Raw genomic sequence first — 15,189 nt, forward strand, 5'->3', positions numbered from 1 at the left:
TCGTTGTACATCTTGGCTACTGCATTCCATGTAGTACGTAAAAGATAGTCAATAGTTACCTTATTATTCATTAATACAAAGATAAGACAATTTTCTTATGCATGCATATATTATGCATACATTATTTATTAAATATTGTTAAATCGCGGGTTATTAAGGCTTATACGCCTAGCACGCTTTCTAAATAGGCGATATCTTCCATACTATTTGCAGGGAAATTGGAGAAGCGAAGTTGGGTTTCTTTATAAGGACTATATCCCGAACTTGGCTTAATATAATGACGCTCTAAATGCTGTAACACCTGGGACTTTTTCTTTATGAATTCTGTTACTATAACAGTATCAGAGCCAAATTTATCTGAATTGATAAGTTTAAGATATTGATTGTTAGTAAAAATCTTATGCAATCTCTCCTTTTTATTCATCAACTCTAAGACGAGTTGTTCTCTTCCAATTTTATTCAAAGACTCCGCCACTTTGGATATCAAGTAAACTCCTAAAATATTCGGCGTAGAAGGTGTTTGAAAATTCTCATAATTAGTCAAATAGTCAGCCAAGGTATTATGAGCTCCTTTACCTAAATTTAATTTTCGTTCGGCTAGCTGCTTCGCTAGGTATTTATTAATAATAAATATGCCTAAACCCGCAGGTAAACCAAAAGCTTTTTGACTAGAGAAAAAACAAATATCTACCAATGAAAAGTCAAGCTGTACCAATGGTGCAGAGCTTACGGTATCCACAGCTAGTATCATATTAGGATAACGTATCTTTACTTGATGAATAAATTCTTCGGACGTCTTGATGCCTGTGCTCGTCTCATTGTGGGTCATACAGATTAATTCTGTCTCTGCAGATATAATTGGAAGCGATGAAAATCCTTCTCCGAAGGGAACTTCCACCTTATAAGCATGGATACCTAAGCGCAAAGCATAATCAAAGAACTTCTTAGAGAAGGAGCCATTGACAAAATGGAAACTAGAATTTTGAACACAATTTTGTAGTATTCGTTCCATGATTTCAGAACCCGAACTAGCTATGAAAATGGCATGAGTTGATGGAATATTCATCAAATGACGAAGTTCATGGTCTAAATTCTTATAGATATTCTGAAAATCGGAACTTCTATGATAGATAGAGCCTAGTCCTAAATCAAAAAAATCTTGAGTCCATTGACCTACACTAGGATAAATAGCTGCTGGACCGACCGTGAAATATCGTGTATTAGGTTTCATGATGTCTTTGAATAAAATCTACTACTTCATTGAAATTTTTACATTCGGCATCTGCTTGTTTTACTACGTTTTCTCTATAAATTGTTTCCGTAAAAGCTAGAAAATAATTGGCAGCACCTTCTAATTTTACTTCCAAATCTGTATAGCCATCACCAACAATATAAACAGGTTTTTCAAGATTTAGGCTTTTAATTACTCTCGGCTTTCCTAGAGTCTGAGACACAAGTATTTTCTCATCGAACCCTGCAATTTCTTCTCCATAATATACAAAACGATTCGCTATAATGTTCTCTTTTGCAAAGCCGATGTATTCACATATAGGAGCAACATACTCTATGAATCCACCAGACAAGACATACATATTCTGCCGTGAGGTCTTAAGATGGTCTTTTATCGCTTCAATACTAGGTGAAATAAGCGAAAATAGCTGTTCGATAAGTAAAGCGATATCTTTCTTTTGGGCATGAAGAATAGCCAAACGTGACTGCAACGAAGCCTGCATAGTGATATGACCCATCATTCCTTTATTAGTTATACTCCGAATTTTGACGATTCTACTAGGATCCTCTCCACAACAAATTTCTGCTAAAATGTCTAAACCTTCGGCTCGAATCAAAGTACTATCAAAATCAAAAATTAAATTCACCTTTCAAAGATAAGCATAAAAAAAAGACTGCTATCAAAGCAGTCTTTAAAAATGTTGACCCATAAGGATTCGAACCTTAACAGACAGAACCAAAATCTGTAGTGCTACCGTTACACCATGGGTCACTATAAAAATGGAGTGCAAATATATATAAAATGCATCAAGCCATAAAAAAAAAATGCACCGCCAAAGCAGTGCATTTGAATAATTAAAGATAAATTTTAATACTCCCAAAAATCACTCTCCTTATCTCTGATTTCATTGTGAATTCTATCCGATTCGTACAATAAATCTAGATTCGTGGCATAGGCATCTATTCTTCTATCAAAAACATTGGATTCCTTCATAATGTAGCTATTGAAGTATCTCATTTCGAAAATATCCTCCCAACTTGTGGTATTGGCATCATTTTTAATGTTATATACTTGATTGGTCGCAAGAATTTTCCTGACATCTGGATAATAAACCCAATACATAGGAATATCACCTACATAATCTCCATTTTCATTATATTTTTCACGCATGAAACTCATTCCTAATATTCTAACTAACATGGTAGAAGTCTCAATATCAAATAGCCAATCTTCTTTAATTCTAAGCTTCTTAACAGTTTCTGGATTAAAGGTATTAGCTGTTACTACTCTTTCCTCTACACCTGTTTCAAAATTAATCCTTGAAACCGTATCAACTGAAGCACCTATTTGAGCAACATCTTGCACATTCATAGGCTCCTTAAATACTTCGCCAGCATCTGAGGCTGCATATACTTCAATTTCGCCTTTTTTAGCTGCTTCATGTATGATATTTACCAGACCCATTTTAGGATGAGCGAATGGCAGGTTTAACTTTTCTTGGAAATCTAAAACCCTCCAAACTCTCTTTTTCCATTTAATATCAGCTTCTCTTAAATGGTCATAGGCAATTATTTCACGTTCTTTTAAGGTAACCTTTTCATAGGCCCCATCAAGCTTTTCTTCCAACTCATCGAGTGGAGCAGTCTCTGCTCCTCCTTCGGTCTGTGCATAAGACAAACTTAAAAACAATGAGAAACATACAAACAATAACTTTTTCATATTTATAAGAGTTTAATTGTTAACGATTACATTCTAATTTGAACAGACAAACCAGTAATCTTTCTCTGCGATCCATCTGGTCCTGTTACTTTTACATTTTCTATTAAAAACACATCATTAGGTTTACAAGCATTTACAGCACTTGTCCAATCTTGACTAAATCTATCTCCTTGGCACTTTCCTTCCCTAAGATCACCATTTTTTGGCACATAGGTGAAATCAAAACTATTTACTGTAAATTTCGCATCAAAATCAAAATTTTCAAGTATAGCCTTTACACCTTGTTGAACTTGTAATGTACCTTTAGGTATTTTTCCACCCTTTATTGTTCCCCCTATGGTTGTTACAGGGTCAGGAACTCTTTTAACTCTAAATTTAAATGGTGTATTTTGTTTACCATCCGAAACAGTAATAGTAGATTCTCCAACTGTAGTGGCTCTCACGATATACTTACCAGGAGCAGACCTTGTGAGCGTAACGCCCCCACCACTAGCAGCTAATTTGGTTTTCTCATCACCTGTTCCTGAAGAAACTGTAATCGGATTGTCAAGACCTATATAGAATACATTCATTTTATCCAGCATTAGCGCTGCACCAGAAGGCTGGCCTACAGTATATGTAATTGTCTTATTTACACTTTTCTTCTCACCCTGAGGTGTTGTAAAGCTGATGTTTACGGGAACATTATATGTGTTTGAACCTCCAGCTGTCATCTTTTTAATCGCAACACCTTCCGTATTAAGAGGTATAGTAGCTCCACCTATTGTAATAGTAGGCTTTAATTTATCATTAAATGCCCCTACCCCAGCGGTAATCTCTATCTCTTCCCCAGGCATACAATAAGTTGTATTTGCTGATGCTACAGCTGCAAATTGATCATATTCGACAACAACTTTACCAAGCTGATTTGCGCAATAATTTGAAATTTCTCCCTCTGTATTCTTTATATCATTTTGTAACTTTGTCAGAATAGTGATCGCAGCTATTGCAGGTGTCTGATAGAAATTGCTCTTTGTCCAACCCTTAAAATTTTGCTCATATTTCTGTCCATATTTATCTCTTTCAGGGATAAATAAGTTTACAGGTAAATTTTTCTCAATAGCAGATATTTCATTCATTACCCTATCTTTCACATTTGCATCGACATTGGCCGTCCTAAGTATAGCAATAACTTCTTTTTTATAACTTTCCATTTTATCATACAATTCCTTACCTCTCTTTTCTCCACCTGTTTGCGGTTCGATAAACAAACCTGTAGCTACATCTTGATCTCCTTCTTTAAATTGTTCCTCTCCATCAACAATTTTTTTATCTGCAGCTTTTTTTAAATCTTCTTTTAACCCTTCGATATAACTATATAAATTATCGGATTTAGTTTTAATCTGATCTGCTATAGGTTTCCAAATCGCTGCTTTCGCCGCTTGATTATTATCCTTCATTGCAGCATCAAGAATTGCGTAAGTTTCTTTATTTTTACCATTAAGAACTTCAATAGACTTACCTAGACTCCTATTTACAGTTTTAAAAGCATTTAAAATTTCTGCCGACACATTCATCGCCAAAAGAGCAGTCAATACAAGATACATCATGTTGATCATCTTCTGACGTGGTGATAGCTTACCTCCTGCCATTTCTTATTATTTTTCTTTTTACCTAGTTAATAAATATTATTTCAAAAAATTATCCCACTGAATAAATTTATGCTGTACGCATAGCTGTAAGCATTCCGCCATATATGTTATTCAATGAACTTAGGCTTTTAGAAAGGGCATTCATATTGTCTTTTAGATTCAAGGCATCATTCTTTGTAGATTCTAAACTCTCCATAGCCTCTGAAAGGTTACCTACAAATCTATTTAGATTTCTAATATGATTATTTGCATCCTGCAATTCTATCTGATATATAGAATTTAGCTGGGTTAAATTTTTGGTAACTAGTTGAATTTGTTCTTGATATTCTTGTGTACCTGCAGTAGAAATAGCTAAACTTTTAGCATTTTCCGCACTTTTCTCAAAGACTGTCTGCAGAGAAGCTAGAGAAGAAGAAGCATTACGAGCCGCTTCACTATAGCCTTCTGTTGCGTTGGCTACATCTGCTACGCTATTCATAGAACTGATATTATTACTCAATTTTTCTAAATTTTCTCCCAATCTAGATAGCATATCATTATCAAAGTTCCCTTTAGATAAAGCATTATCTAAAGCCATTAGTGACCCTCCAGCAGAGGCACCACCACCATAGGCACCACCACCTTCTCCATAGCCACCCTCGCCTTTAAAAACTTCAATAGAATTCTCATCCATAAGATGAGGATATACTCTTTCCCACTGATAGTCTTCAAAGGTAGGCTCAAAAGCGGAGATTAAAAATATAAGTACCTCTGTACCCATTCCTGCAATAAGCATTTCATTAGCACCAGGCCAGTGCATGATTTTAAACAAGGCACCTAAAATCACAATAGCAGCACCAATTCCATAAGCCATTGCTATAATTTTCTTAAATCCGCCAACTTTTTTTGCCATTTTACTTTATTATTTAATTTATTAGTTTATTTATAATTAGTTATTATTAATATTATTTCAACATTGATGTAATACATCTAAATCCTACATATGACTTTGCAGAGTCAGCATATTCATATATTCTTGTACCATTTTGAATAAAGAAAGCGACGTCCTTCCAAGAACCACCTCTTATCACTTTTCGCTTCATACTCTCATTATCTAATTTAGTATGGTCATACTTGATATCAGGATTATGATCATGCACAAAAGAATAGGTATTCTCATAGTATGCAGATATTGTCCATTCTGAAACATTTCCGGCCATATTATAGAGTCCATAATCATTTGGGAAATAAGAATCAACTCTAACCGTTTTAAAGCCTCCATCCTCTTGATAATTGCCACGTGTAGGTTTAAAGTTTGCTAATAAGCAACCTTTATGATTTCTAGTATACGGTCCACCCCATGGGTAAGGAGTATTTTTCTTACCACCTCTGGCGGCATACTCCCATTCGAACTCAGTTGGTAATCTAAATACTTCTACCTCTGGTCTACCTCTTGAAACTCTATACTGATTCCACATATGCGTTCTCCAATAGCTAAACGCATTAGCCTGATCCCAAGTAACTCCAACTAAAGGATAATTATCAAAAGCTGGATGTGAATAATAGTTCCTAGTGAATGGTTCGTTGTAAGAGTATGTAAAATCTCTTGTCCATACAAGAGTATCCGGATATACAGCAATCGACTTTTGCTTTACATGTTGTCTTCTATCCTTATTTCTACTATTCTTTGAACCAGCAGCAGATTTATATGATAAATAATCATACTTGTATACTAGCTTTGATATATCGTATTCTTTTTTACCATTTATCCACTGATCCTGCGGAAGTAACATTGCACTCAATTGATTATTTACTTCAGGATCTTTATAGTTTATCTTCTTTTTCCAATCAATAGGTGGATTTCCAGCAGTGACTTCTTCAGCATTGTTGTTCTGAACAAACATCTGAAGAATGGTTCTAGCAGTTGAATCGATAACATATTGCACAAACTGACGATATTCATTATTGGTGATTTCAGTTTCGTCCATATAAAAACCTCCAATAGTGACTTGACGAGGACGAGCAGTGAGTTCAAAAGTGACATCTTGGTCGCTCGATCCCAATACTAATGTGCCAGTAGGTACTGTAGTCATACCATACGGTATTTCGGTACGCCAACTCGGTCTGTGCATAACACCTGTCAGCTGCCCATTAGAACTGCCTCCTCCGCAGGATACAAATAAACTGCCGAAACTAATTGCGCATAACGCAAGCTTTAAAAAACTTAATCTTTTCATTTAGATTTGATTTTCTTTAAAATTTATAAGTCTGCGGTTTCCACAAACTTTTGTTCATAACGCAAATATAAGGATTTTTATTTTAATTTTTTTTCAATATTTTGCAATAAATTCATTATTTAATGATTATCAACATCTTAAAAGCTATCTTGATAAACTCGGATTGTCTTTAAATAATTGCTCAATAGCCATTACCATTGATTTTATTTCTCCTTGTGGTGCTTTAACTAAAACTTTATAACCCCTTTTTTCTAACTCTTTCTGAGTAGCATCTCCGAAAGCTCCAATAATAGTTTTTCCTTTTTTAAAATCTGGGAAGAGGGTGAAAAAAGCCTTTACTCCTTCAATATTAAAGAAAGCTACCAAATCATAATCAAAGTTGCGTTTTTTGACTTCAAGATTTGGTACCATTTTATACATAACTGCTTCTGTAAAATCAAATTTATTATTCTTTAAAAATAAAGATAACTGACCAACTCCGATAGAAGAACAAGGCATTATTAATTTTTCGGAAGTTTTATGTTTTAAAAGGATATTTTGAAAGTCAACTAGTGTTCCATTTGCATAGACAACTTTTCGCTTTCTATATTGAATATATTTTTGAAGATAAAAAGCAATTTGTTCTGAAGAACAAAAATACTTTGCCTCTTGCGGCATTTTATGTCTTATCTCGTCACATAATTTAAAAAAATAGTCAATGGCATTTTTACTATTAAAAATTACAGATGTATAATCAGGAATATTTATCTTGAATTTTCGAAACTCTCTTAATGTTATACTTTCAACGTTTAAGAAAGGAATGAAGTCGACTTTAAAATTATGCTTTTTACTAACTTCATGGTAAGGAGATCTCTCTCCTTGAGGTTCTTGTTGGGATACAAGAATACGTTTTATGCTCTTTGGCATTTTCGATTCCGGAGTAGCATCTTCTAATACAACTTTATTAGAAGATGCTACTTTAGAATCTTCTTTTACTTGCTTACTTTTTTTTTAGGAGCTGCTTTTTTTGCTGCTGCTTTTTTAGGAGCTGCTGCTTTTTTTGCAACTGTCTTTTTTGCTGCTGCTTTTTTAGGAGCTGCTACTTTTTTTGCAACTGTCTTTTTTGCTGCTGCTTTTTTAGGAGCTGCTGCTTTTTTTGCAACTGTCTTTTTAGCTACTGCTTTTTTAGGAGCTGCTGCTTTTTTTGCAACTGTCTTTTTAGCTACTGCTTTTTTAGGAGCTGCTGCTTTTTTTGCAACTGTCTTTTTTGCTGCTGCTTTTTTAGGAGCTGCTTTTTTTACTGTTGCTTTTGCTGTTGTTTTTTTAACTGTTTTAGCCATTGTTAATTTTTTTAAAGTTAAAAATAAATCAAACTATAAAAGTTTTAAATACTTTAGAAGCAAAAGTATTGGAATAATTTCAACTATATAAAAATAAATCGCTCCTTTAAAAACATTGCGTGTTAATAAGTGGAGGTTTAAACTGAAAATTTTAAAATAAATAAATAAATAAAGTAAAATAAAAATCGCTAGAATGCTTATCAGTATAGAATTTGAAACATGTGGGTTCATTAATGATGCGATAAAAATAAGTGGTAAACTTATGAACACAAAAATATACATAAAATCAAAAATTATATAACGCACTTCAGAAATTTTATTCATAAAATTAAAAACATAGGATATAAAATGAAACAAAACATACTTATACAATAGTAAAATTATACAAGAAAATAGAATTTTGAAATACGAAAAATTGGAATAACTATTGACTGAATTTTTTACGATTAATTGAAAAAGGAAAAAACTAAATAATAGAATAAATGTAGAAAATAAAAGTAAGTTTTTAAAAAAACTACTGGGATATGCTTCGCGATACTTTAAAGAAAAAAAACTCGATAAAAGCTCTCTATAACTAATTCCTGCTAGGTATCGAATCATTGAAAAAAAGAAAAGTGCAATGAGTAAATAAAAAAAAGAAAAATTATATATTGGAGTACCTCGACTCTGGATTATTTGAACACTTCTATTACAAACTACATCTTGGTCATGAAATGTTAAATTATATAAGACCCGACTTGAATCTACCACTACCCTTTTTCCTTCTAGATTATTATACTTATAAATCCTTTGAAGCAATACATCTTGGATCGCAAATAGATTATCTGTATTGTGTATAAGTAAAAATAGTATGAGAAGTCTAGAAAACACTTGCATAACTTAAATGTACCTTCATGCTTCCTAATGAAAACTTTGATTCCCCCAAATATCCTGTTCCAATATTAATTCGGAAAATGTTATCAGATGCCTTAAATGATAATCCTACACCTAGACCTATAGGTGAAACTACTTCATTATTTAAACGATTTTTCAAGGTAGCCACGTCGACAAAAATATTAGAATAAAAATATTCTGAAAGATAATATTGTAGTTCATTGCTAAAACTAACATACCATGGAACGATAAAACTATTATCATCGAATCCGCGCGGCAATTTGTTTCCACCAATATAGTGCATTTCACCAGTGCTAATAGTTTCAGATAACCAAAATTTAGAATCAAGTCTAGTCTTTAGCACAAAATCTCCACCTATTGATGTATACTTATTTAAATCAACCATAAGAGAGAATGTAAGTTGAGAAAGAGGAATTCCTTGATACAGCTTTGCTAGAGATTCACCATTAGTATTTCTCAACTCCCCTATTTTAGAGTTTATAAAAGTTGATTTATTTCCTGCCATAAAACTAGTTTCGAGAGACCACCCTTTTCTTGTAAATAATGGTCTATTGAGCTTATATAAACTATAGCCTAGTCCTATTTCACTTGTACTAAAATCTAAATGAGCGGGTAATTTTCCATTCAATACCTCATTTTGGCTAAACCCAGTTATTGTACTAATATTCCTTCTAAAATAAAAAGTAACCATCTGATTTGATTGTATATGGTAGTTTAGGCCTAATTGGTACTGAACACGAAGAAAGGATGTATCGAATTTTTCAATATTAAAAAGACCTCCAACTCCTAATTTCGTATTTAATACAAAGGGAACATTAATTTTAGAATATAGAAACTGGCTATTATCTAGGTTCTTCTGCCAGTTCAATTGAAATGCTATTCCTCTTTTAAACAGGTTTACAAATGATAGTTTGACATCACCTGTAAATTCAACTTGTTCTGTGTTATAAGCATTAGATAGTATTCCTAAGATGGCGTTGACCTGATTCAGTTTTCTCTCTTGTAGGTATAAATTTAAAATAGCAGTAGAATCTAGAATAGTAAAATCAGGATTTTTTTCTAACTCCAAAAAATCGAAATACCGTAATTGATTAACAACTGCTTTCCAATCAAAACTATTTCGATCTTTAAAATACCGGTTGATATAATTCTGGACAAATTGTATATTGAAGGAGTTTGAACTTCGATGAATTCGAACCGAATCAATAGCGTACTTTTTGTTTAAATTAAAATCATAACTTATTATTACCTTTCTATTTAAAATTTTAATAGTGTCAAACTTATAGCTTGCTCTTAAATATCCTTTTTGGATTTGAGCATTTAACAGATAATCTAGCTTATACTGAAGCGACACAAAAGAATGCCCCTTGATTTTGTGCCATTCAACCTGGGTTCCTTCGATGGCTATTTCCAAAATGAGACTGTCAAACTGACGATTGGGAACTAATTTCCAATTTGATAGGCTATCATTTTGCTTATCTATTGAATCTAAAGAAGCAAATAAATATCCTTTGCGAATCAAATTTTTTCTTTGATTTATCAGTTTTTCATCGAGAGTACCTTTAAATTCAATCGTTGTCAATGTATCTAATGCCTGAATCCCTTGACCATATGCTATATTACAAACATAGAGCGCTGTTAGACCTACAATAACCAGAATCTTCATATTAAAAGAACAAATTGTCAGCTATAAACCTCAATTATTTTCTTTTGGTAATTACCTTATATAACTTAGTTTAAACCAAAATATTTCCTAAGGAGCCATTCTGCAGACAATGCTAATAATATAAATATTAACAGAAACAACATATCATTGGCTTTTAATTGCTTTGTTTCCTTTACGAGTTTCACTTTGCTATTCGCCGCCTCTTCTATACTATTCATAATATTCATTCTATTCTTCCACAAATAAAATTCTCCCCCGGTTTTCATGGTTAAAGCATACATATCTTCATAATTGGAGGCAGTATAAGCATCTTCTAAATCATTCTTCATGATTGAAAAACTCCCCTCATGTTTCGACAACTTTCCGCCGATAACTGCTAAAATTTCATACATGTATCGCCCAGCTTTCAGATCCTTTGGGCTGAGTGAATATGAATTTGCACTCGGAAGCATTTCATACGATTTTTTTCCTAGGTCACCTCCGGTAATAATGCACTGCACCTTTTCTGCTTTACTAGGCTGATAAAGCTCGTTATAAGTATTCGCATTAATAGAAAAGTTATCTCCTTCCACCAAATTTTCATTTGACAAATTTACTGTCAATTGTTTTTTGTCTTTCTTAATGGCTAGATAATTCACTATCTTATCGATGAGGTCTTGAGTTTCTCCAAAATTCTTTTTAGTTTGATAATTACTAACTCTCCATTTCCAAATATTCTCTGCTGCGATTAGACCTACTTGAATATTATCTTGATAAGAAAATGATATTAAAGGTTGATCAGAATCGACTCTACCTAATTTAGATAAAAGCATATGACTAGCATTCGCTTTAGATTCTATAGTCAATAAATAATTAGATAGAGGGGGATAAGTTTGAAAATCTCCACTAAAGGCTTCATTTAAATAGAATTTAGAAAAGCTTAAATTTGGTCGATTGCCATAATCCTGCAAAACATTTCCCATGACATTTACTTTATAGCATTCCTGAAGCTGATTATATGCTGAAAAATCACTCTTTGTCCCTAAAACAAACAAAACCGACTTTCCTGCAGCCTTAGCTTTTTCAAATAGTAATCTTCCATTGTTAAATTGATTTGGCAATTGATAAAGTACAATTAAATCAGCTTTATCTGAGAAGGAAAGATTTGTTTCCGAAATGTTCAAATTCACTTTAAAGCTTTTATTAGCAGCTAACCAAGATTTCAAAGCAGATAAATCTGGATGCGGGAAACTAGCTAATACGTCTATTTGTTTAGTACCATCTATCACATCTATTGAAAATTCTCGACTATTGTTCGCTAGGTTTTTCTCCTTTAAATTTGAAACAATTGAAACTCTATAATTGTGTTTTCCTTTGCTGAATCCAGATAATTTAAATTGGATACTTTGACTGAAATTATTCTTCGTATTACTGACTACGGTTTGGTTTATAAGTCTATACCCAGTTGATGTCAATTCTTCAAGTATAATTTTTGCTTTAGTAGAAGAGGTTAAATAGGCAGAAACTGCTATGTTTAAGGGATTGATTTCATCTTGCAGCATGAGATTATTATACTCTATACTCTCAATTTTATAATCGCTAACTCTTGCGGTATCTCCTACTAATACAACATCGATAGGAATCATACCTAAATTAGTCACAAATGCTGGATTATTACCTTCATTATAATTACCATCAGTTATTAATATAATTCTATTGAGATTAGCGTCTAGGTTTGAAGATATCGTTTCATTCAATGCAGAATATATATTGGTGCGATTACCAGATAAATCAAGAGAATCAATTGACGCCAATTTCTTATCAAAAATTCGAACTTCTATGTCGTAATCTCCTTTATTGAGAAGTTCTCGAATACCTTTTACTTCCTTAATATAATCAGGACCAGCATTCCTAATAGAGCGCGAATTGTCGAATAGTAAAACAATTTTTGGTTTTATAGTCTTAGACTTGGTACATTTTAAAATAGGAGATAATAATAGAACTAACAAGGTGAATAGAGATAAAAAACGAAGACCTCCTATTATGTATCTTAACCAAGTATTATTTAATGGTAGTTTTCTTATAAAATAAAAACTAGCGAAAATTGCGAAAAGCGCAAATAAAAAGAACAAAAAATAATTTTCAATCTGTATCACAAAAACCTATATCCTACAAATGTACATATATTTTCTCTACGTCAATTCAGAAACAAACAATGTCTGTTTGAACTATTTCAATACATCAATTAAAAAAAAGCCGTTTTATACCGAAGTGAAAAACAATATAGTCCCATATTCGTTTCTCTCGATTGTTCTATTTGTTCAAATTTTCGGTATTTACTTCCACACGTGCGGAATAAGATTTATATCTATTGGCATTAGATATAAATCACGTTGGTATTAAATGAAATCGAAGGCGCTTTTATAAAAAGTGAAGTTTAAAAGATAAAAAAAAAGCCGCTCAAGAAGAGCGGCTTTAATTATTTCAGTTAAAATATGATATTATTCAAAAGTGTAGATTTGAACATCTGCTCTATTGTCTTGACCACTATTGTATTTAGGTCGAGAATCGCCATAAGAAGTTACTTTAGCAGAGCTAACATTAACACCTTTCATTCTTAACAATTGAGCCACTTTTTGAGCTCTTTGTAGAGCACATGACTTAGATCCACCTTTAGAAGTGTTACCTCCTATTTCTACAGTATAGTTAGGGTTAGACTTAAGCATAGTAGCTATTTGCTGCAATGTTTCTACCTGACCTGGAGATAATGTATTACATCCTGTAAAGAATATTTCATAATTACCTACAACGTTCTTAGTTTTACCAGTTTTTGTATTATTAGTAGTCGCTGTGGTATTATTGTTAGTAGTAGTTTCTGTTGGAACAACTGGATCTACTTTTGCTACCTCAGGACATCCATTATTTGAAGCAGGTCCAGCTTCAAATGGACACTTATCTCTTGAATCTCCAATTCCATCATTATCAGAATCTGGACAACCAAACATTTCAGGCTTACCAGGTACATAAGGACACTCATCTGTAAGATCAGGAATACCATCACCATCAGAATCAACTACCTTAGGAGCATCTGTTGAAGCTTTAGGAGCTACTGGTGCAGAACCAGCACAACTACCAAGAGCATAAACACCTCTAATAGCAGCTTGATTATAAGAGTAGCTATTGTCTAGCTTCCAATTTCTTCCTCCCTCTACCTGAACAGAGAATCTGTCAGAAGTTCTGAAGTTAAATCCAAGACCAGAAGCTATATGAAAATTCACATCATCAGTACCATAAGTTTTTTGATCAGCATTTGCAGCTGTAGGAGCAGCATTCCAGTTTCCAATAGAAGTTATGTAATTAACACCAGGACCTGCGTATACATAAGGAGCAAATATTGCATTTTCCTTTAACCAGCTACCGTTAGCAAATTTGAATACCGGCTGTAAGTTGAAGTCAATCATTTGAGCATTGCCATATGATGTACCACCTGTAGTACCTCTCCAGTTATCACCATCATGAGGCTGACTAGCACCTCTTTGGATTGGGTAAAATACATTACCAAAACCTAAACCAGCTCTTACATCGAAGAATCTAGAAACATACTTTGTTAAATTGATTCCAAGAGAAGTAGTATAATCTTCTAAAATAAAGTTCTGAGCTCTTTGAACAGCCTCAAAGCTATTGAAATTAGCACCAACGCCAATTTTCCAGCTATGATTGTTGCACCAGTTAGCATTAATAGCCGATTCTTCCTGACTAGCAGCACCAGCAGCAGGAGCAGCAGCAGCACCACCACCGAAGTTATAACCGATTCTTACCGCAGAGCTACCATAGCTATATGCCTCACCAAGGGCAACTTTATAACCATACTCAGCAGCAGCGTTCCATTTTTCACTCAAATTAAAACCAAAACCTAAACCAACAGGTATATAAGGATTGATTTGATCAGATCCTGCACCACCAATATTAGAACCATTTTGAGTTCCTATCTTGTTGATAGAGTTTATACCCACACCTGAAAACAAATAAGGCTGGATAAAAGAATTTTCCTTTAAGATATATCCATTTGCTAGTTTATATACTAAGTTTAAACCACCATCAAAGAAAGATGAATTTTCATATCTCATTTGACCTTTTTGAGCAGTATTAAAATTAGTAGGAACTGTTTGGTTTGTATTTGTTATTAATCCATTTGTTGTAACTACTGGATAGAAAGCCTCACCAAACATTACATTCAATCTACCATCGAATGATTTTCCTAGGTATCTTTGAATGTTAAGGTTAGCGTTTCCTCTCCACTTGTCTACCATCAAAAATTGCTTGTTGATAGGGTTTACGAAATCTGTGAAACCAATACCGGCCCCAATGTTCCAACGATTGCTCGCTGTCTGCGCTATAGCTGCGACAGAAGCTGCAGTTAATGTTAGAAGTAAAAATGCTTTTTTCATACTGAAATATTTAATTTAAAATTTTTTCTTTTTCAATTTTCGCTGCAAAGATAGACTTATTTTATAAAAATGATTTTTTTTTTACA

12 protein-coding genes and 1 tRNA gene are annotated in these 15,189 nt (G+C 33.2%); all 13 read right to left on the reverse strand.

The window, feature by feature from the left end:
- Nucleotides 1–160: 160 nt before the first annotated feature.
- The 13 genes from JNL75_11915 to JNL75_11975 all read right to left on the reverse strand — a co-directional run bounded on the left by JNL75_11915 (nt 161) and on the right by JNL75_11975 (nt 15,103).
- Nucleotides 161–1,231, reverse strand: a complete 1,071-nt coding sequence (locus JNL75_11915) for an aminotransferase class V-fold PLP-dependent enzyme (GenBank protein ID MBL7790526.1) — start codon at nt 1,229–1,231, stop codon at nt 161–163.
- On the reverse strand, nt 1,221–1,877 hold the full coding sequence (locus JNL75_11920; protein MBL7790527.1) for an HAD-IB family phosphatase: 657 nt from the start codon (nt 1,875–1,877) through the stop codon (nt 1,221–1,223). The genes JNL75_11915 and JNL75_11920 overlap by 11 nt, the downstream gene beginning before the upstream one ends.
- Before the next feature lie 54 nt (nt 1,878–1,931).
- Nucleotides 1,932–2,002, reverse strand: a tRNA-Gln gene (locus tag JNL75_11925).
- 96 nt (nt 2,003–2,098) lie between these two features.
- Nucleotides 2,099–2,950, reverse strand: a complete 852-nt coding sequence (gene gldN / locus JNL75_11930) for a gliding motility protein GldN (GenBank protein MBL7790528.1) — start codon at nt 2,948–2,950, stop codon at nt 2,099–2,101.
- 26 nt (nt 2,951–2,976) lie between these two features.
- Complete coding sequence (gene gldM, locus JNL75_11935) at nt 2,977–4,581, reverse strand: gliding motility protein GldM (GenBank protein MBL7790529.1); 1,605 nt, start codon at nt 4,579–4,581, stop codon at nt 2,977–2,979.
- 67 nt (nt 4,582–4,648) lie between these two features.
- Nucleotides 4,649–5,473: a gliding motility protein GldL gene (gldL, locus tag JNL75_11940; GenBank protein ID MBL7790530.1), complete on the reverse strand. Its 825-nt coding sequence runs from the start codon at nt 5,471–5,473 to the stop codon at nt 4,649–4,651.
- Between the two features lie 52 nt (nt 5,474–5,525).
- Nucleotides 5,526–6,797, reverse strand: coding sequence for an SUMF1/EgtB/PvdO family nonheme iron enzyme (locus JNL75_11945; GenBank protein ID MBL7790531.1), 1,272 nt, complete (start codon nt 6,795–6,797; stop codon nt 5,526–5,528).
- A 144-nt stretch (nt 6,798–6,941) separates the two neighbouring features.
- The gene (locus tag JNL75_11950; protein ID MBL7790532.1) at nt 6,942–7,703 is read right to left on the reverse strand and encodes a uroporphyrinogen-III synthase; all 762 of its coding nucleotides are present in this window, start codon (nt 7,701–7,703) and stop codon (nt 6,942–6,944) included.
- Between the two features lie 65 nt (nt 7,704–7,768).
- Nucleotides 7,769–8,116: a hypothetical protein gene (locus tag JNL75_11955; protein MBL7790533.1), complete on the reverse strand. Its 348-nt coding sequence runs from the start codon at nt 8,114–8,116 to the stop codon at nt 7,769–7,771.
- A 33-nt stretch (nt 8,117–8,149) separates the two neighbouring features.
- Entirely contained in the window at nt 8,150–8,986 is an 837-nt protein-coding gene (locus JNL75_11960) for a DUF4271 domain-containing protein (protein MBL7790534.1), read from the reverse strand.
- The gene (locus tag JNL75_11965; GenBank protein MBL7790535.1) at nt 8,976–10,676 is read right to left on the reverse strand and encodes a hypothetical protein; all 1,701 of its coding nucleotides are present in this window, start codon (nt 10,674–10,676) and stop codon (nt 8,976–8,978) included. The genes JNL75_11960 and JNL75_11965 overlap by 11 nt, the downstream gene beginning before the upstream one ends.
- A 65-nt stretch (nt 10,677–10,741) precedes the next feature.
- On the reverse strand, nt 10,742–12,787 hold the full coding sequence (locus tag JNL75_11970; protein ID MBL7790536.1) for a VWA domain-containing protein: 2,046 nt from the start codon (nt 12,785–12,787) through the stop codon (nt 10,742–10,744).
- A 369-nt stretch (nt 12,788–13,156) separates the two neighbouring features.
- A complete protein-coding gene (locus JNL75_11975; protein ID MBL7790537.1) occupies nt 13,157–15,103 on the reverse strand; it encodes an outer membrane beta-barrel protein in 1,947 nt (648 codons plus the stop codon).
- Between the last annotated feature and the right edge of the window lie 86 nt (nt 15,104–15,189).

The sequence above is a fragment of the Chitinophagales bacterium genome (genome assembly GCA_016787225.1).
Lineage (GTDB): Bacteria > Bacteroidota > Bacteroidia > Chitinophagales > JADJOU01 > CHPMRC01.

Excerpts from the sequence above, each read along its gene's own strand:
- JNL75_11950 (MBL7790532.1), bottom strand. The coding sequence starts at position 7,703 with ATGCCAAAGAGCATAAAACGTATTCTTGTATCCCAACAAGAACCTCAA.
- gldM (MBL7790529.1), bottom strand. The coding sequence starts at position 4,581 with ATGGCAGGAGGTAAGCTATCACCACGTCAGAAGATGATCAACATGATG.
- JNL75_11945 (MBL7790531.1), bottom strand. The coding sequence starts at position 6,797 with ATGAAAAGATTAAGTTTTTTAAAGCTTGCGTTATGCGCAATTAGTTTC.
- gldN (MBL7790528.1), bottom strand. The coding sequence starts at position 2,950 with ATGAAAAAGTTATTGTTTGTATGTTTCTCATTGTTTTTAAGTTTGTCT.
- gldL (MBL7790530.1), bottom strand. The coding sequence starts at position 5,473 with ATGGCAAAAAAAGTTGGCGGATTTAAGAAAATTATAGCAATGGCTTAT.
- JNL75_11955 (MBL7790533.1), bottom strand. The coding sequence starts at position 8,116 with ATGGCTAAAACAGTTAAAAAAACAACAGCAAAAGCAACAGTAAAAAAA.
- JNL75_11965 (MBL7790535.1), bottom strand. The coding sequence starts at position 10,676 with ATGAAGATTCTGGTTATTGTAGGTCTAACAGCGCTCTATGTTTGTAAT.
- JNL75_11915 (MBL7790526.1), bottom strand. The coding sequence starts at position 1,231 with ATGAAACCTAATACACGATATTTCACGGTCGGTCCAGCAGCTATTTAT.
- JNL75_11975 (MBL7790537.1), bottom strand. The coding sequence starts at position 15,103 with ATGAAAAAAGCATTTTTACTTCTAACATTAACTGCAGCTTCTGTCGCA.